This window comes from Arthrobacter sp. KUASC02, from assembly GCF_059739395.1.
Genome location: NZ_AP046053.1, coordinates 2,567,782 through 2,583,942, shown reverse-complemented (window position 1 = coordinate 2,583,942; position 16,161 = coordinate 2,567,782). Strand labels below are relative to the sequence as shown.

16 protein-coding genes are annotated in these 16,161 nt (G+C 66.5%); 10 read left to right on the top strand and 6 right to left on the bottom strand.

Going from position 1 to position 16,161, the window contains the following annotated elements; all coding sequences use genetic code 11:
* Window positions 1-30: 30 nt before the first annotated feature.
* The 4 genes from AC6JAC_RS11935 to AC6JAC_RS11920 all read right to left on the bottom strand — a co-directional run bounded on the left by AC6JAC_RS11935 (window position 31) and on the right by AC6JAC_RS11920 (window position 3,687).
* Window positions 31-783 carry a maleylpyruvate isomerase family mycothiol-dependent enzyme gene (locus AC6JAC_RS11935; RefSeq protein ID WP_497964824.1) on the bottom strand — a complete coding sequence of 251 codons (753 nt, stop codon included), beginning with the start codon at window positions 781-783 and terminating at the stop codon, window positions 31-33.
* Entirely contained in the window at window positions 783-1,613 is an 831-nt protein-coding gene (locus AC6JAC_RS11930; RefSeq protein ID WP_497964822.1) for a fumarylacetoacetate hydrolase family protein, read from the bottom strand. Before AC6JAC_RS11930 ends, AC6JAC_RS11935 begins: the two co-directional genes overlap by 1 nt.
* Window positions 1,610-2,755 (bottom strand): cupin domain-containing protein, encoded by a 1,146-nt coding sequence (locus AC6JAC_RS11925; RefSeq protein WP_497964820.1) that lies wholly within the window; start codon window positions 2,753-2,755, stop codon window positions 1,610-1,612. Before AC6JAC_RS11925 ends, AC6JAC_RS11930 begins: the two co-directional genes overlap by 4 nt.
* 98 nt (window positions 2,756-2,853) lie before the next feature.
* Window positions 2,854-3,687: an IclR family transcriptional regulator gene (locus tag AC6JAC_RS11920; protein ID WP_347896590.1), complete on the bottom strand. Its 834-nt coding sequence runs from the start codon at window positions 3,685-3,687 to the stop codon at window positions 2,854-2,856.
* A 48-nt stretch (window positions 3,688-3,735) separates the two neighbouring features.
* On the opposite strand from AC6JAC_RS11920, the gene AC6JAC_RS11915 reads away from it, so the two are divergent.
* The 5 genes from AC6JAC_RS11915 to AC6JAC_RS11895 all read left to right on the top strand — a co-directional run bounded on the left by AC6JAC_RS11915 (window position 3,736) and on the right by AC6JAC_RS11895 (window position 8,603).
* Window positions 3,736-5,082: an MFS transporter gene (locus AC6JAC_RS11915; RefSeq protein WP_497964818.1), complete on the top strand. Its 1,347-nt coding sequence runs from the start codon at window positions 3,736-3,738 to the stop codon at window positions 5,080-5,082.
* Window positions 5,075-6,340, top strand: a complete 1,266-nt coding sequence (locus tag AC6JAC_RS11910) for an FAD-dependent oxidoreductase (RefSeq protein ID WP_497964816.1) — start codon at window positions 5,075-5,077, stop codon at window positions 6,338-6,340. The genes AC6JAC_RS11915 and AC6JAC_RS11910 overlap by 8 nt, the downstream gene beginning before the upstream one ends.
* Window positions 6,341-6,508: 168 nt before the next feature.
* Window positions 6,509-7,003 carry an HAD domain-containing protein gene (locus AC6JAC_RS11905; protein ID WP_028269329.1) on the top strand — a complete coding sequence of 165 codons (495 nt, stop codon included), beginning with the start codon at window positions 6,509-6,511 and terminating at the stop codon, window positions 7,001-7,003.
* A 170-nt stretch (window positions 7,004-7,173) separates the two neighbouring features.
* Window positions 7,174-8,385: an inorganic phosphate transporter gene (locus AC6JAC_RS11900; RefSeq protein WP_043437366.1), complete on the top strand. Its 1,212-nt coding sequence runs from the start codon at window positions 7,174-7,176 to the stop codon at window positions 8,383-8,385.
* On the top strand, window positions 8,382-8,603 hold the full coding sequence (locus AC6JAC_RS11895; protein ID WP_028269327.1) for a hypothetical protein: 222 nt from the start codon (window positions 8,382-8,384) through the stop codon (window positions 8,601-8,603). Before AC6JAC_RS11900 ends, AC6JAC_RS11895 begins: the two co-directional genes overlap by 4 nt.
* A 266-nt stretch (window positions 8,604-8,869) precedes the next feature.
* Here the strand turns inward: AC6JAC_RS11895 and AC6JAC_RS11890 are convergent, their stop codons facing one another.
* Complete coding sequence (locus AC6JAC_RS11890; RefSeq protein WP_028269326.1) at window positions 8,870-9,115, bottom strand: hypothetical protein; 246 nt, start codon at window positions 9,113-9,115, stop codon at window positions 8,870-8,872.
* On the opposite strand from AC6JAC_RS11890, the gene AC6JAC_RS11885 reads away from it, so the two are divergent.
* From AC6JAC_RS11885 to AC6JAC_RS11875, 3 genes are read left to right on the top strand one after another with little or no spacing between them, the layout of a single operon-like run.
* A complete protein-coding gene (locus AC6JAC_RS11885) occupies window positions 9,108-9,866 on the top strand; it encodes a hypothetical protein (protein WP_497964813.1) in 759 nt (252 codons plus the stop codon). The genes AC6JAC_RS11890 and AC6JAC_RS11885 overlap by 8 nt on opposite strands.
* On the top strand, window positions 9,863-10,732 hold the full coding sequence (locus AC6JAC_RS11880) for a hypothetical protein (protein ID WP_497964811.1): 870 nt from the start codon (window positions 9,863-9,865) through the stop codon (window positions 10,730-10,732). Before AC6JAC_RS11885 ends, AC6JAC_RS11880 begins: the two co-directional genes overlap by 4 nt.
* A gap of 13 nt (window positions 10,733-10,745) precedes the next feature.
* The gene (locus tag AC6JAC_RS11875; protein ID WP_347896605.1) at window positions 10,746-11,288 is read left to right on the top strand and encodes a dihydrofolate reductase family protein; all 543 of its coding nucleotides are present in this window, start codon (window positions 10,746-10,748) and stop codon (window positions 11,286-11,288) included.
* A gap of 34 nt (window positions 11,289-11,322) precedes the next feature.
* Here AC6JAC_RS11875 and AC6JAC_RS11870 read toward each other — a convergent pair whose 3' ends face one another.
* On the bottom strand, window positions 11,323-11,787 hold the full coding sequence (locus tag AC6JAC_RS11870; protein ID WP_028269322.1) for a hotdog fold thioesterase: 465 nt from the start codon (window positions 11,785-11,787) through the stop codon (window positions 11,323-11,325).
* Here AC6JAC_RS11870 and polA point away from each other — a divergent pair.
* A complete protein-coding gene (gene polA / locus AC6JAC_RS11865; RefSeq protein ID WP_497964808.1) occupies window positions 11,786-14,653 on the top strand; it encodes a DNA polymerase I in 2,868 nt (955 codons plus the stop codon). The two genes, AC6JAC_RS11870 and polA, sit on opposite strands and share 2 nt — an antisense overlap.
* Before the next feature lie 76 nt (window positions 14,654-14,729).
* Window positions 14,730-16,019, top strand: coding sequence for a GNAT family N-acetyltransferase (locus AC6JAC_RS11860; protein WP_497964806.1), 1,290 nt, complete (start codon window positions 14,730-14,732; stop codon window positions 16,017-16,019).
* Window positions 16,020-16,161: the final 142 nt, after the last annotated feature.

The window sequence follows — 16,161 nt, the reverse complement described above, 5'->3', positions numbered from 1 at the left end:
CCTTCATGTCCGGAACCGGCTGCCGGGGTACTAGATCCACTTGGGTGCTGGCGGTACCTCGGGCAGGCCAGTGCTTGTTGCTGTCACGCCGTGGGTGCCGCGGCCGGTGGCCCATTGGGTGATGGCAGCGAGCGGGCCGGAGACGACGAGCGGTGTTTCGGCGTTGGTGTCGCCGAAGGTCATGCCGCCGGGCTGGTCGGTGACTCTGATGAGCAGTCCGGTGTCGGTGCCGCGGGTGTGCCAGGCGCCGGTGATGTCCGCCAGTAGCCGGGCCAGGACCGGTGCGGGGATGTCGGTGAACGTGGCGCCGTTGTCCAGGTCCACGGCGTGGACCCAGACTTCGCGGGTGCGCATCCACACTGTCTCTTCGGCCGGGACGATCCGGCCCTGGGCTGTTTTGACTTTGTGGTGCCAGGCTTCTTCGGGGAGGTCCCGCCATTCGACGTTCAGGTGCACGGCGGAGTGGTCGAACAGGTGCCGCAGCGCGATCGGCGGCAGGGTCGCGCCGAAGTTGATTTCGTGGTCCCGCACGGACGTGGAGGCGTACATGGGCGTCTCCACGCCGGTGGCTGCCCACTCGATGAGCCGCGCGATGGCCCGCGCGTTGTAGCCGATGTGGGCTGTCACGTGCCGCCGGGTCCAGCCCGGCAGCAGCGAATCTCCGTCGAGTTCCGCGTCCGGGAGCTCGTTGAGCTTGCGGGCGAAGAACGCTGTGCCCCGGCGTGCCTGCAGCAAACCCTCGAGCAGGACCGGGTCCGTGGTCCGGTCGTGGCGGGCAACCATCAGGCTTCCTTGACCACGCGGTTGGTCAGCTGGCCCAGGCCCTCGATGGTGGTGACCAGGATCTGGCCTTCCTGCAGGTAGCGCTTGGGGTCCTGGGCGTGGCCCACACCTCCCGGGGTGCCGGTGGCGATCACGTCGCCGGGGTTCAGCGTGATGATCGTGGAGATGTAGGAGACCAGGAATTCCGGGGTGAACACGAGGTCACCGGTCGGGGTGGACTGCTGGATTTCGCCGTCCACGGCCGAGGTCATCAGCGGGCCGGCGGTGAATTCATCCTGCGTGACCAGGGCGGGCCCGAACGGGGTGGAGTTCTCCCAGGTCTTGCCTTGGAGCCACTGGATGGTGCGGAACTGGTAGTCGCGCATGGACACATCGTTCAGCACGGAGTACCCGGCGATGTGGTCCTTGGCGTCGGCTTCGCTGATTCGGCGGCCCTTCTTGCCGATGACGACGGCGAGTTCGGCTTCCCAGTCCACGGTGTCGGATTCCTGCGGCAGGGCCAGGTCGTCGTTGGGGCCGATCAGGGATTCCTGGTACTTGGCGAACAGGGTGGGGTACTCGGGGATTTCCCGCCCCATTTCCTTGATGTGGTTGCGGTAGTTGTGGCCCACGCAGATGATCTTGCCCGGGAACGGCACCACGGGGGCCAGGTCCGCGCCCTCGGCCGGGTGGGTCGCGCCGGTCGCGGCCTTCGCGGTCGCTTCCCAGCCTTGGGTGCGGAGCAGTGCCCCGACGTCGGCGAACCCGTCGATTTCGGTCAGGGTATCGCCGTCCTGGCGGACAGCTACGGTGTTTTGGCCGGTGCCGGTGCGGAGGGTGAGGAGTCTCATGCGTTCTTGCGTCCTTCGATGTAGGTGCGGTTGAAGTTCAGTCGTTCAAAGATGGGGGCGTCGCTGAAGCGGAACAGGTCAAAGGTTGCGTTCGAGTCAGCGCCGGCCTGCAGGGACCATTCGGCCCAGGACGGGACCACGAAGAGGTCGCCCTTCTCCAGGGTCCTGACCTCGCCGTTCAGGGTGGCGGTGCCGGAGCCCTCGAAGACCTGCCAGACGCTGGAGCCGACCTCGCGGACGACTTCGGTGGTGGCGCCGGCGCGGAGGCGGTGGAACTCGGCCCGGATGGTGGGCATCACGTCCCCGCCGGTGGTGGGGTTGGTGTAGCGGACCGCGGCGTGGCCCTGGGACACGGTGGCCGGGTGGCCCTCGTCCTCCAGCAGCAGCTGCTCGGTCAGCGCCCGGTCGGTGTATTCCCAGCGGTACGCGGCGATCGGGGAACTGGTGGTGTCATCCAGGCCCGAGAGCGGCCGCAGCCCGGGATGGGCCCAGAGCCGCTCGGAGCGGGAGATATCCGGGGTGGCCTCGTCGGTGACGCGTTCGGTGCCGAACTCGAAGAACCCGGCGTCGGCGTAGTGCACGAACGGGATGTCCAGGCCGTCGATCCACGCCATCGGCTCATCGGTGTCGTTGTGGTGGCCGTGGAAGTTCCAGCCCGGAGTCAGCAGGAAATCGCCACGCGACATCCGCACCGGATCCCCGTTCACCACCGTCCACACACCCTCGCCCTCAACGACGAAGCGGAAGGCATTCTGCGAGTGGCGGTGCTCCGGAGCGGTCTCGCGGGCACCGAGGTACTGGATCGCAGCCCACAGCGTCGGAGTCGCGTACGGCGTACCGGCCAGTCCCGGGTTCGCCAGCGCAATGGCCCTGCGTTCCCCGCCGCGGCCCACCGGCACCAGGTCACCGGCACGGGCCGCCAGCGGGTACAGGTCGCTCCAGCGCCAGACGTGGGGGACTGCCTTCGGGGAGGGGACCATCGGCATCAGGTCCGCGATCTCGGTCCACAACGGGATCAGGTTCTCCCGGTCGAAGTCCCGGTACAGCTGCTCAAGCTGCGCGGCCTCCTCCGGTGTCGGCTCCGGCAGGGCGTGGCTGGCGGCCACTGATTCATGAGTTGTGTTCTCGGCGCTGATGGACACAGGTGCCTCCTCGGTGAGTGCGGAACAGTTCGTTGGCGTGTCTCGACTCTACGGAGGGCTGCGCTGTGAGCTCCAACATATTCTGCTGGTCAGAATTACTAATCCGGGTCGGCCGGATTGGCCGCGATGTCTATCTCCAGCTGACGGCAGGTTTCCCGCATCGCGCGAACCAGCCCGGCGTCGAACACCCTGCGAAAACGAGTCGCCGGAGTGGCGACGCTGAGGGCGCCCACCACTTTTCCGTGACGGTTGTGCAGGGCGATCCCCAAAGCGCTCACGCCCTCCTCCGTGCCTTCGAAATTGGCGGCGAAGCCGTTGCTGCGGATGGACTCCAGCTCGCGCAGGAACCCCGGGTACTCGGCGTCCGGGATGGTATCGCCGCCGATCTCGGCGTTGTTGCTGCGGAAGAGCTGGTCGATCATGGCGGGTTCCAGTTCGGCGAGCATGGCCTTGCCCCCGGAGGTCTTGTTGGCGGGCATCACCGTCCCCTGCCGGTCGCCAACCCGCAACACATTGTTTCCTTCCACGGTGGCCAGGAAACGCACTTTCGTGCCCACCCGCACCATGAGGTTGACCGTCTCGTTCAGCTGCGCGGACAGCAGTTCCATGTGCGGCTGGGCCAGCGAGCGGAGCAGCCGGGTCCAGCTCAACCCGGCGGGGCCGACGCCCATGGCCGGGCCCGGCACGTACCGGCGGGTTTCATCCTGCACTGCGAACCCGCGGTAGACCAGCATCGCCAGGAGGCGGTGGGCGGTGGACGGAGCAACGGCCAGTTCCTCGGCTGCGTCCTTGAGCCGCAGCGCTCCTCCATCGCGGAGCAGTTGCAGGAGCTGCAGCGCATTGTCCACTGCCTCGATGGAATACGTGGGCCGCTTCTGCACGGGTTTCCGGACTGACCTGGAGGCTGGTTTGGCTGCTGGCTCTTTCTGCACATCAGAATTGTATTGTGGTTCACCTCCAACGGCCATGACAGTAGTGGCATGAATCACACACCCTCCGCTGCAGTGCCGCAACGGTCCTCGCAGGGGGCTTCCGCCCCCACAACCGCTGATGGGCCTGCATCACGGTTTTCGAAAGCTTCGGCCGCCGCCGTCCTCGTCTGCTGGCTACTGGTGGTCTTCGATGGCTATGACCTCATCGTCTACGGGACTGTCCAGTCCTCACTGATCACCGAGACGGGCTGGGGCCTGAACAAGGCCACCGCCGGGACCATCGGGTCCATGGCGTTCCTCGGCATGATGATCGGTGCGATCTTTGCCGGCCGGATGGCCGACTCGTGGGGCCGCCGCCGCACCATCCTGGGCTGCGCCGTCGTCTTCTCCATCTTCACCGTCCTCTGCGCCTTCGCTCCGAACGCCGCCGTTTTCGGCGCCCTGCGGCTCCTTGCCGGCATCGGGCTCGGCGGCCTGGTGCCGTCGGCGAACGCCCTGGTTGCCGAACTCGTTCCCACTAAATGGCGGTCCACCATCGCCACCTTGATGATGTCCGGTGTCCCGATCGGCGGATCAATCGCCGCGCTGGTCGGCATCCAGCTGATTCCGGCCTTCGGCTGGCAGTCGATGTTCCTCGCGGCAGTCCTGGCCCTGGTGATCGTGGTGCCGCTGGGACTGAAATACCTCCCGGAGACACTGACCCCGGTCAGTGCAGCAGAAAAGGCCGCACGGAAGAACGCGGGAAAGGGCTCCGCAGTCCGGGAACCGTCCGGTTTCTCTTCCCTGCTCCGGGCACCGTACCTGGGGGTCAGCCTGCTGTTCGCACTGGCGACGATCGCCACCCTGTTCGCCTGGTACGGACTCGGCACCTGGCTGCCCAACCTCATGCAGCTGGCCGGTTACAACCTGGGCTCCGCCCTGACTTTCGCCCTGGCCCTCAACCTGGGTGCGGTGGCCGGTTCGGTCATTACCGCCTGGGCCGGGACCCGGTTCGGTCCGATTCCGACGGCGATCGCTGCCGCCGCCGTCGCGGCGGGTGCGCTGGTGGTACTGGTTGCGGGACCGCCTGTCACCGTGGTCTACCTCATGCTGGTCCTGGCCGGCGTCGGCACCCACGGCACACAGTGCCTGATCATCGCCGCCGTCGCGAGCCACTATCCCGGACACCTGCGGGGCACCGCGCTGGGCTGGGCGCTCGGGACAGGCCGCATCGGCGCCGTCGTCGCACCCCAGGTGGGCGGCCTCCTGCTGGCCGCCGGAATGGGCGTCAATTCCAACTTCATCGCCTTCGCCGGGGCGGCCGCCATCGCAGCGGTACTGCTGGCCGCCGTCGGACTCAAACTCAAGTCAAAACTTTCCACCCCATCCTCACCTACAGGAGCTATCAATGTCTGAGCACGCCACGTCCACCGATGTCCTGTCCACTGACGTCCTGGTCATCGGAGGGGGAATGGCCGGACTGGCCGGAGCCCTCGCGCTGCGTGAAAACGGCGCCCACGTCACCCTCGTGGAACGTGCCCCCGAATTCGGCGAAGTGGGCGCGGGCCTGCAGATGGCCCCCAACGCTTCCCGTGTCCTCCGCCGCTGGGGCCTGCTGGAAAAGGCGCTGGAAATCGGTGTCCAGCCCAAGCACCTGGTGTTCCGCGACGCCGTGACCGGCGAGGAGCTGACCCGCCAGACGCTCGGCGCGGAGTTCGAGGAACGCTACGGCGCCCCGTACGTCGTCATCCACCGCAGCGACCTGCACCGCGTCCTTCTCGAAGGCTGTGAAGCCGCCGGCGTGACGCTGGTCAACGATGTCATGGTCGAGAGCGTCGAAACCGTCAACGGCCGCGGCGTGGCGCACACGGCCGCCGGCGTGGACTTCGAGGCCGACGTCGTGATCGGCGCCGACGGGCTCAAATCCACGCTGCGTCCCCTCGTGGCCAACGACGAGCCGGTCCCCTCCGCCTACGTGGCCTACCGCGGCACTGTGCCGATCACCGAAAACACCCCCAGGACCGACCTCGAGGACGTCATCGTCTACCTTGGCCCGGACTGCCACCTCGTGCAGTACCCGCTGCGCAAGGGCGAGCTGCTGAACACCGTAGCCGTCTTCAAATCCGCTTCCTTCGAACGCGGCGAAGAGCAGTACGGCGGCGTCGACGAGCTGGAGGCAGCCTACAAGGACTGCGTTCCGGCGGTTCAGGACGCACTCAAGAACCTGGCCACCGGCATCCGCTGGCCCATGTACGACCGCGACCCGATCGAAAACTGGGTCGCCGGCCGGATGGTGCTGATGGGCGATGCTGCGCACCCGATGCTCCAGTACCTCGCCCAGGGCGCCTGCCAGGCGCTTGAGGACGCTGCTGTGCTGCAGGACGCCACCGTAGGCACCGTCTTCACGGCCGACGGCGTCAATCCGGCAGCCTGGGACGGTGCGATCCAGGAGTTCAACACCATCCGCGCCGGCCGCACCGCCCGGGTCCAGCGCACCGCCCGCGTCTGGGGCGAATCCTGGCACGTCTCGGGGCTGGCCAGGACGCTGCGCAACCTGCTCTTCAAGAGCCGGAAGGACAACGACTACCAGTACAACGACTGGCTGTACGGCCAGTCCGGCGACGGAGTTCCCGCGGTCCGGGATGCGGCAGCGGCGGCGAAAGTCCCCGCCTAGTCTTATGCCCCGGCCCTAGCGCTGCACCCTGGGAAGTGCCGGACACGTGAGCGTGTCCGGCACTTTTCCGTTGGCACGGAAGCCGTTGCCCGCCCCGCCTGCCGTCGGTAACGTTTTTTGTGGAGCCCCCTTGGAGGACGTGGAGCTCCCGGAGGAAAGGACCCCGGCGTGAGGAATGTCTCCCTCTACCTGGACGTGGACGGCGTGATCTGCCCGTTCGGGGCGGCCGGCACCACGGACTGGGGGAGCCGGTGGCGAATTTCCGATGCCGGCCTGCTTGAAGTGGCATACGCCGGTGAGCTGGTGGAGTCCCTCAATGCCCTGTCCCGGACACCCGGCCTCCGATGCGTCTGGCTCACCAGCTGGGAGGAGATGGCACCGGACTATTTGTGCCCCGCGATCGGCCTTGCCGGGCAGGAATGGCCTGTACTGGCCAGTAATGGACTGGCCAGCGGCGAAGGATGGTGGAAATTGCGGGCACTGCAGCGGGACATCGAGGCGGTTGCTCCGGACCGCGCCGTCTGGATCGACGACCAGCTCGATTACGAGGCCGAGGCCCAGGCATGGGCTTCCGTCCTTGGCCGGCGGCTGCTGCTGGTTTCGCCGCAGCCCAGGCGCGGATTGTCCCGCGCTGAACTGGAGGCGGTGCGGGCATTCCTTTGACCGCCGGTTGTTTTGTCCTCACGGCGTTGACGCGTACGATCGATAGGGTTTCAAGCCCCTTCCGAACAACACCACCTGAACTTCCGGCAAACACCGGGGTAACGCTGCGTGCGGACGGGGCAAAGGGGAAGTGGAACTGCTGACCGTCGACTCTGCAGATTGGGCAACAGGTGGAAATCACCTTCATGGTGGCGCTGGTTATAGCGCTGGCACTTTTTTTCGACTTCACCAACGGGTTTCATGACACCGCAAACGCAATGGCCACGCCTATTGCCACCGGTGCCATCAAACCCAAGACGGCGGTTGCCCTCGCAGCGGTCCTGAACCTGGTCGGAGCCTTCCTTTCCACCGAAGTGGCCAAGACTGTTTCCGGCGGAATCATCAAGGAAGGGTCCGACGGTATCCAGATCACCCCGGACATCATCTTTGCCGGCTTGATGGGCGCCATCCTGTGGAACATGATCACGTGGCTTAAGGGACTCCCGTCGAGTTCGTCACACGCCCTTTTCGGCGGCCTCATTGGCGCGGCGATAGCCGGCATCGGCATTCATTCGGTGAACTTTGAATCCCTCATGCAAAAGGTCATCCTCCCCGCAATCTTCGCTCCGGTCATCGCCGGCGGCGTGGCGTACGTCTGCACCCGACTCGCGTACGCGCTGACGTCCCGGCATGACCCGGAGACCGGCAGCAAGCTCACCCAGAAGCGTGGTGGTTTCCGCACCGGCCAGATCTTCACCTCCAGCCTCGTAGCACTGGCGCATGGAACCAACGATGCGCAGAAGACCATGGGCATCATCACCCTGGTACTGATTGCCGCCGGAACGCAGCAGCCGGGCTCCGGTCCGCAGTTCTGGGTCATCGCAGCCTGTGCATTCGCCATTGCCATCGGTACGTACGCCGGCGGCTGGCGGATCATCCGCACCATGGGATCCGGGCTTACCGACGTCAAACCCGCCCAGGGTTTCGCCGCCGAAGCCAGCACGGCCTCGGCGATCCTCGCTTCCTCGCACCTGGGCTTCGCCCTGTCCACCACCCAGGTGGCGTCCGGATCCGTCATCGGCTCGGGGCTGGGCCGCAAGGGCACCTCGGTGCGCTGGGGCACCGCCGGCCGGATCGCCGTCGGCTGGCTCTTCACGCTGCCCGCCGCCGGGATCGTCGGCGCCCTGACCGCCCTGCTGGTGAAAACCGGCATCGTCGGTGTCATCATTGCCGCCGTCGCCGGAACCGGCGCAGTGCTGTTCATGTTCGTGCAGTCCCGGAAGTCCCATGTTGGCCACCACAATGCCGTGGAGGTCGAGGAAGCAGGGCAGGCCGTCCGCTTCCGCAAGAAGAAGGCACTGGCCGCCAGCCGCGCCCACAAGCTGAACGGTGGAGACAAATGAAATGGTTGGAACTGGTCCAAGTGGCGGGCGCCACGCTCCTGGCGGCCGTGACGGTGGTGGTCCTTTACTCCGTCGGAGTCCGGTTCACCGCGATCGCGGGTGACCCCGAGCAGGCCGCGCCGCGTTGGATGAAGTCGCTGGCGTACGTCTGCTTCGGACTGTGCGGGCTCGCGGTGCTGTTCGGCCTGTACCTGATCATCCCGTACTTCAGCAAGTAGCGGCGGCCCGGCCCCGCGGCTGGAACGCAAGGTGCTGCTCTGGCGGATATCGCCCATCGGGGGAATAGTTAACACTGTTTCAGCGTGTTTGGTCCGGCCCCGCAGCCGGCCGATGCCGGGAGTCATCCCGAAGGGTTCTATCCAGGCCGGTTCCCCCGCCGGGAACCGCGAGCAGGTGGGTCTGTCATGCACAGTCAAACCGTGGCAGCGGCCGGGCTGACAGCCGGTCAAGCCGGCCGGCTCCGAGGCCGACGACCACGCCGGCTTCAGGTCAGGCTGCCGGGAACAATGGCGGCCCTGGGCCTGCTCTTCCTTACCAGCGGATGTGTCATCCCGCCTTCCCCGCCTCCTGGCCCTGGAACAACAACGACGACGGCGCCGGCTTCCGCTGCCGCGTCCGGCACCACATCGACGGCCTCCAGCAACGCCCCGCCGACGGTTGCCCCGTTGCCCGGGCCCGGCGACGGGCCTCCGCCCGCTCCGGGCGCCGTCGTGATCCGCTGGGTGCCCATCGGACCGGCCGCGCCCTCCGACCCGCCGGAGGGGACTCTGTACGAACTCCTGCGGAACCGCGACTGCGCCGGCCTGCGCGAGTCGACCCTCAACACGGCATTTCCTGAAGTGTGGACAGCTGCGGAGGCCACCTGCCAGGCGCTGGCCACTGATCTGCCCGGGGACTGGGACCGGGCCAGGTCTGCGCTCTCCGGCGTGGCGGGCCTGCCGCCCGAAAGGTGCTGGGAAATCAAGGTCACGGAATCCCTGCGCCAGGCCGTGGACCTCCGGGCCGCCCACCCGGGAGTCCGGCTTCAAGTGGATTCAGCAGGAGTGGGCGATGACTGCCCCCGGCAGCTGACAGGATTGACTGTCCTTGACGGGCCATTCGCCGGCCAGCCCGTCCCCGCCGTTTCCGCCGCCGGCGGCACCCAGGTGCGGCTGGAAGGGTTCTTCGTGAACGTGGACAGAATCCTGGTGGACGGCACTCCGATCGACAACGGCGGCCAGCAGTTCGGCCCGCAGTTCGGTCCGTTCGTTTTTTCCGCCCCTCCGGCCACAGGAACGTCCGCTGTCCGAGTCACCGTAGAGGCCACTCCGCCGGTTTCCGGCGCGGCAGTGCTGGTGTATTCCGACCAGTCTCCGCCCGGTCCCGGCCCCACCCCGACTGCACCGCCCACGTCAGGCCCCGCCACGACCCCGCCGGCGTCCGCGCCGCAGTCCGCGCCGCAGTCCGGGTCGACAACACGGCTGACGGAACCGCAGCCATGAGCGGCGAACCGGAGGCGGACCCCCGCTGGAAGCGCGCCGTCGACATGCTGGCGGTCATCGGCCCGCCTCTAACCATTGCCACCGCCCTGCTGGTCTACTTCGGCTGGGCACGGACTGATGCCCAGGCGAAGGCGATGGGACTGGACGTCAGCCTCTTCGGCTACACGGTGCAGGATTTCGTGCTCCGCAGCATCCCGTCGTTGTTCATTCCGCTGGTCTGGCTGCTGCTTGTCGCTGTTGCGTGGTTATCCCTGGACCGGTTCCTGGCCGGACACCTCGCCGCCGGCAGGGTGGCGGGGATCCGGCGGCTCGCGGCGGTGATTCTGTTTGTCGGCCTGGCCTGTGCAGCTGCCATGTGGCTGGTGGTGATCGTCCAGCCGGAACGCACCGTGCTGTTCGTGCCCTACATCATGGCCGGCGGCGTGCTGCTCGCGGCCTGGGGCCTGAGTCTTTGGCGGCGGGCCGCGGAAGCGTCCGGACGCAGCCTGGCCGCACTGTCGCGGGGGTCCGAGAAGACGCTCGTGTTCTGCCTCGTGACCCTGCTGCTGTTCTGGGGCACCTCCGATTTTGCCCAGGCGCTGGGACGGGGGCTGGCGGTGAGCTATGAGGAACGGTCCGCGCTCCTGCCCACGGCCGTGGTGTACAGCAAGGACCGGCTGGGCATTAGCGCGCCCAACGTCCGCGAACAGTCCAGCGGAACAGCGGAACATCCCGTGTACCAGTACAGCGGCCTGCGGCTGTTGGTGGTCAGCGGCGGACGCATATTCCTGCTCAACGAGGGCTGGACGCTCCGCAGCGGCAAAGTGGTGGTGCTCCGCGATGATCCCGGCATGCGCGTGGAGTATGGGAACCCCGAGTCCAAATGACTAGGCTGGGCCCATGTCCAGTCTCCAATATTTTGTGGCCTCGTCACTCGACGGATTCATTGCCACGTCCGACGACGACCTGGCATGGCTCCTCCAGTTCGACGGGTTCGAGGGCGGCCGGGAAAGCTACGAAACGTTCATGGCCGACGTCGGCTGCATCGTGATGGGCGGCGAAACGTATGCCTGGCTCATGGAGCACGAGCCCGGCAACTGGCCCTACCCTGACACCCCGAGCTGGGTTTTCACGCACCACGAACATTCCGCGCCGCGGGGAGCGGACATCACGTTTATCCGCGGCGACGTCCGCGAGTTCATGGACGACTTCGCGGCGGAGGCGGCCGGCAAGAACATCTGGCTGGTGGGAGGGGGAGAGCTCGCGGCCCAATTCGCCGACGCCGGCCTGCTGGACGAAATCATCGTTTCCATCATCCCGGTGGTGCTGGGTTCGGGTAAGCCTGTGCTGCCGATCAAGACCGGCCCCACCCGGCCGTTGGAGCTGGTGGCGTCCAAGACCATGGGCAGGGGAATCGTGGAACTGCGGTACCGGCTCGGCTGAAACCTGCCCGGCTGACGGGCCCGGTTAAGGGAAGTCAGGGGGCGATGTCCCGGATCAGGTTGGTGATGCGGGCAGTGGAAAGCCGGCGGCCCTGCTCGTCCGTCATCACGACCTCGTGAGTGGTGAGCGTACGGCCCAGATGGATGGCCGTGCAGGTTCCTGTCACCGTGCCCGCGGCAATGGCCCGGTGATGGGTCGCTCCCACCTCGATCCCCATAGCCTGCCGTCCCGGACCGGCATGCATCCCGGCAGCGAACGAGCCAAGGGTCTCGGCCAGCACCACGTGGGCGCCCCCGTGCAGGATCCCGGCCACCTGGGTGTTGCCTTCAACCGGCATGGTGGCCACTGTGCGTTCGGGGCTCATTTCGAGGAAATGAATCCCCATCTTCACCACCAGCGCCCCGACGCCGTATTCGCCGAGCCACTCATGCATTTCTTCGGGGACGCCGGCGGCTGCCAGTTCGTCGGCGAACTGTCCGGGCGTGAAATTGTCCATCATGGGAACTAGGCTGGCACCTGTGAGTGAAACTACCAAACCGGCCCCTGCCCCTCTTGCTGCAGGCACTGCAGCAGACGTCCTACCCTCAACTGAGTCCGCCTCAGTGGCTGCGGCCAAGCCCGCCCGCAAAACCACACGTACCGCGGAGCCGGTTTCCGCCACCGTGGCCCCCGTGATTCCCATCACCGACCAGCCCCGCCTCCTGGTGCTGGACGGGCACTCCATGGCGTTCAGGGCGTTCTTCGCCCTGCCTGCGGACAAGTTCTCCACCGCTGCAGGGCAGCACACCAACGCGATCCACGGTTTCACCTCCATGCTGATCAACCTGATCAAGGAGCAGCAGCCCACCCACGTCGCCGTGGCGTTCGACGTCTCCGATGAGACCACCCACCGTAAGGCCGAGTACAGCGAGTACAAGGGCGGCCGCAACGAGACGCCCCGCGAGATGAGCGGCCAGATCGACCTCATCGACAAGGTCATGGGCGCGTGGGGTATCAAGACCATCAAGATGCCCGGCTACGAAGCGGACGACATCCTGGCAACCCTCGCCGCCATGGGCGAAAAGGCAGGCTACGAAGTGCTGCTGGTCACGGGCGACCGCGATGCCTTCCAGCTGATTACGGACAACGTGTTCGTGCTCTACCCCAGGAAGGGCGTGAGCGACATTCCCCGCCTGGATGCCCCTGCCATCCAGGAAAAGTACTTCGTCACCCCGGCCGAATACTCCGACCTCGCCGCCCTGGTAGGGGAGTCGGCGGACAACCTCCCGGGGGTGCCCGGCGTCGGCCCCAAGACGGCCGCCAAGTGGATCAACCTCTACGGCGGGCTGGAAGGCGTGCTGGAACACCTCGACTCGATCGGCGGCAAAGTTGGCGACGCCCTGCGCGAGAACGTGGAGTCCGTCAAGCGCAACCGCCGGCTGAACAGGCTCCACACCGACCTGGAGCTTCCCGTGACCCTGGACGACCTGGCCGAGCCGCGGCCGGACCAGGCCGCCCTGGAGCAGTTGTTCGACGAGCTGGAGTTCAAGACCATCCGCACCCGCCTCTTTGCCCTCTACGGGAGCGACGACGTGGACCTCGCCGAACGGGAAAGCCTGGACATCCCGGAGTACGCCACGCCGGCCGGAGCAGCCGAGCTGACCGCGTTCCTGGCGGCAGGCGCCGGGCACCGGTCCGCCCTCGCCGTCGACCTCGTTCCGGGACGGATCGGGGAGGACGCCGCCGCGCTGGCAATCGTCCGGGACGGAGCGGCCGCCTACATCGATCTGTCCACCCAGGACGCCGAGGCCGAAAACGTCCTGGCGGCGTGGCTGCGCGACCCGGAAGCGCCCAAGGTGATGCACGGTTTCAAGGCCGCCCTGAAGGCCCTGACGGCCCGCGGCCTGGAACTTGAAGGGGTCGTGGACGACACCTCGATTTCCGGCTACCTCATCCAGCCCGACCGCCGCACCTACGAGCTCGCGGAGCTGGCGCAGCACCACCTCAACATCGAAATCTCTCCCGCCGTTGCGAAGGCCGGACAGCTGGAGCTGGCGTTCGACGGCGATGACTCGGCCGCAGCCGGCGAACTCGTCCACGCCGCCGCCGTCGTCCAGACGCTCAGCCGCTACTTTGAAGCGGAGCTGAAGGAGCGCAAGGCGGAGGAACTGCTCTCCACCCTTGAGCTGCCGGTCAGCAGGGTGCTGGCTGACATGGAGCTCGCCGGCATCGCGATCGACATGCAGCGGATGGATGAACAGCTGGCTGACCTGGCCAAGGTGATCGACAACGCGCAGGAGCTTGCCTTCGCTGCCATCGGCCACGAGGTCAACCTGGGATCGCCCAAACAGCTGCAGACCGTGCTCTTCGAGGAGCTGCAGCTGCCGAAGACGAAGAAGATCAAGTCCGGCTACACCACCGACGCCGCCTCGCTGAAGAACCTGCTGGAAAAGACCGGGCACGAATTCCTGGTGCAGCTGATGGCGCACCGCGAGTCCTCGAAGCTGCGCCAGATGCTGGAGTCGCTCAAGAAGTCCGTGACCGAGGACGGCCGGATCCACACCACGTACGCGCAGAACGTCGCCGCCACCGGCCGGATCTCGTCCAACAATCCCAACCTGCAGAACATCCCCATCCGCAGCGAGGAGGGCCGCCGGGTCCGTGGCATCTTCGTGGTCAGCGACGGCTATGAATGCCTCCTGTCCGCGGACTATTCGCAGATCGAAATGCGGATCATGGCGCACCTCTCGGGCGATGAAGGCCTGATCCAGGCGTACCGGGACGGCGAGGACCTGCACCGGTTCGTCGGATCGAACATCTTCCACGTCCCCACCGACCAGGTCACCAGCGCGATGCGTTCCAAGGTCAAGGCAATGTCCTATGGCCTTGCCTACGGCCTGACGTCGTTCGGGCTCTCCAAGCAGCTGGAGATTTCCGTTGACGAGGCACGCACGCTGATGAAGGAATACTTCGACCGCTTCGGGGCCGTCCGCGACTACCTGCGCGGCGTGGTGGACCAGGCCAGGATCGACGGTTACACCGCCACCATCGAGGGCCGCCGGCGGTACCTGCCGGACCTCACCAGCACGGACCGGCAGCTGCGCGAAAATGCGGAACGTATCGCGCTGAACTCACCGATCCAGGGCTCGGCGGCAGACATCATCAAACGGGCCATGCTGGGCGTTCACGCGGAGCTGAAGGCCCAGGGCCTGAAATCGCGCATGCTGCTCCAGGTCCATGACGAACTGGTGCTTGAGGTTGCCCCCGGCGAACGGGAAACGGTGGAGAAGCTGGTCACCGAGCAGATGGGCTCCGCCGCGGACCTCAGCGTGCCCCTGGACGTCCAGATCGGCGTCGGCCCGAGCTGGTACGACGCCGGGCACTAACAGTTTCAGGACGCGCAGGACGCCGCCAACCCGGCGTCCTGCGCGGTGATTCATTCCGTTCAAGGGGGAGCAACACGTGGCAGACAAGTACGAGATCCGTCGTTTCAGGGCAGCCGAGAAAGGTGTGCCCGGATATGAGCAGGGAACCGAGTGGATCCAGGCCGTGGGCTTCGGATTCCACGACACCCGCCGGAACGACGACTACGTGGACAAGATCATGGCCATGTACCGCACGGACGGACGTGAGCTGACCGGCGTCTACCAGACGGGTGCAGTGGCCCAGCATGCCTTGGGTGCCAGTATCCCGGTGGCAACATTCGGCACACTCCGGCGCGACCTCAATGTGGGCTACGGCCGCCAGCTCCTCACACACATGGTGACGGCGGTGACCGTGCGCGGAACCCACCGGCGCCAGGGCCTCCTGCGCCGCATGATGACCGAAGACCTTACCGCGGCGAAGGCGGACGGCGTGGCCATTGCGGCGCTGACCGCTTCCGAGGGCTCCATCTACGGCAGGTTCGGCTACGGCGTGGCTACGTTTGAGCGCAGCATCAAGGTGGATACCGGTCCACGGTTCGACCTCCGCCACCGGCCTTCCGGCACAGTGGAGATCGCCGACCGGAAGGTGCTCCTCGAACTGGCCCCTGAAGTGTTCGACCGCGTGCACCGCCACACTCCCGGTTCCATCGTCCGGCAGGATGCCTACCGGCAGAACGTCTCGGGAACCGTGGGCCGCGACGGCAAGGAAGACGAGGCCATCAAGTGCGCGCTGCATTACAACGCTGCCGGTGCAGTGGATGGCTACGTTGCCTATAAATTCGCCGGCTGGGACACCAAGCCCTACACGGTGGAAGTCGTGGACCTTGTGGCAGCAACGGATGATGCCTACCTGGAGCTCTGGCAGTTCCTGGGCAGCATCGACCTCATCCAGCGTGTCAGCTGGGCCGACGCGCCGGTGGACGATCCCCTGGTGTGGGCGCTTGCGGACCCGCGCTGCGTCGAAGCCTCCGACCACCGGGACATGCTCTGGCTCCGGATCCTGGACAGCGTTCAGGCGCTCGGCGCCCGCCGATACTCCTCAGACGGGCGGCTGGTCCTGGCCGTCGAGGACGCCCTGGGATTCGCCGGCGGAACCTTCATCCTGGACGTCAGCGCCGGTGAGGCCAGTGTTTCGGCAGCACCGGCCGGGGTGCAACCCGACCTGTCGCTGGACGTGGCCGATCTCGCCTCCATTTACCTTGGCGCCGTGTGCCCGGTGACATTGAAGGCGGCGGGACGGATTCAGGAACACGCGTCCGGTGCCGCACTCCGGGCACGACTCATGTTCGCCGTCGAACGCGCACCGCACTGCCTGACGCATTTCTAAAGCGGTTTCAGGCCGCCATTCCAGCCCCTGCCGCTTTGACCGGCGTTGGAGGGTACGACTAGAATAAAGGGGCGTGTACTACGTGCGCGTATCTAGAATCCACAAATCAGGATGAACCTGGCAGAACCATGCGTTCTGCCAT

Excerpts from the sequence above, each read along its gene's own strand:
- AC6JAC_RS11935 (WP_497964824.1), bottom strand. The coding sequence starts at position 783 with ATGGTTGCCCGCCACGACCGGACCACGGACCCGGTCCTGCTCGAGGGT.
- AC6JAC_RS11895 (WP_028269327.1), top strand. The coding sequence starts at position 8,382 with ATGAAATGGTTGGAACTGGTCCAAGTGGCGGGCGCCACGCTCCTGGCG.
- AC6JAC_RS11890 (WP_028269326.1), bottom strand. The coding sequence starts at position 9,115 with ATGGGCACCCAGCGGATCACGACGGCGCCCGGAGCGGGCGGAGGCCCG.
- AC6JAC_RS11875 (WP_347896605.1), top strand. The coding sequence starts at position 10,746 with ATGTCCAGTCTCCAATATTTTGTGGCCTCGTCACTCGACGGATTCATT.
- AC6JAC_RS11910 (WP_497964816.1), top strand. The coding sequence starts at position 5,075 with ATGTCTGAGCACGCCACGTCCACCGATGTCCTGTCCACTGACGTCCTG.
- polA (WP_497964808.1), top strand. The coding sequence starts at position 11,786 with ATGGGAACTAGGCTGGCACCTGTGAGTGAAACTACCAAACCGGCCCCT.
- AC6JAC_RS11930 (WP_497964822.1), bottom strand. The coding sequence starts at position 1,613 with ATGAGACTCCTCACCCTCCGCACCGGCACCGGCCAAAACACCGTAGCT.
- AC6JAC_RS11870 (WP_028269322.1), bottom strand. The coding sequence starts at position 11,787 with ATGATGGACAATTTCACGCCCGGACAGTTCGCCGACGAACTGGCAGCC.
- AC6JAC_RS11880 (WP_497964811.1), top strand. The coding sequence starts at position 9,863 with ATGAGCGGCGAACCGGAGGCGGACCCCCGCTGGAAGCGCGCCGTCGAC.
- AC6JAC_RS11915 (WP_497964818.1), top strand. The coding sequence starts at position 3,736 with ATGAATCACACACCCTCCGCTGCAGTGCCGCAACGGTCCTCGCAGGGG.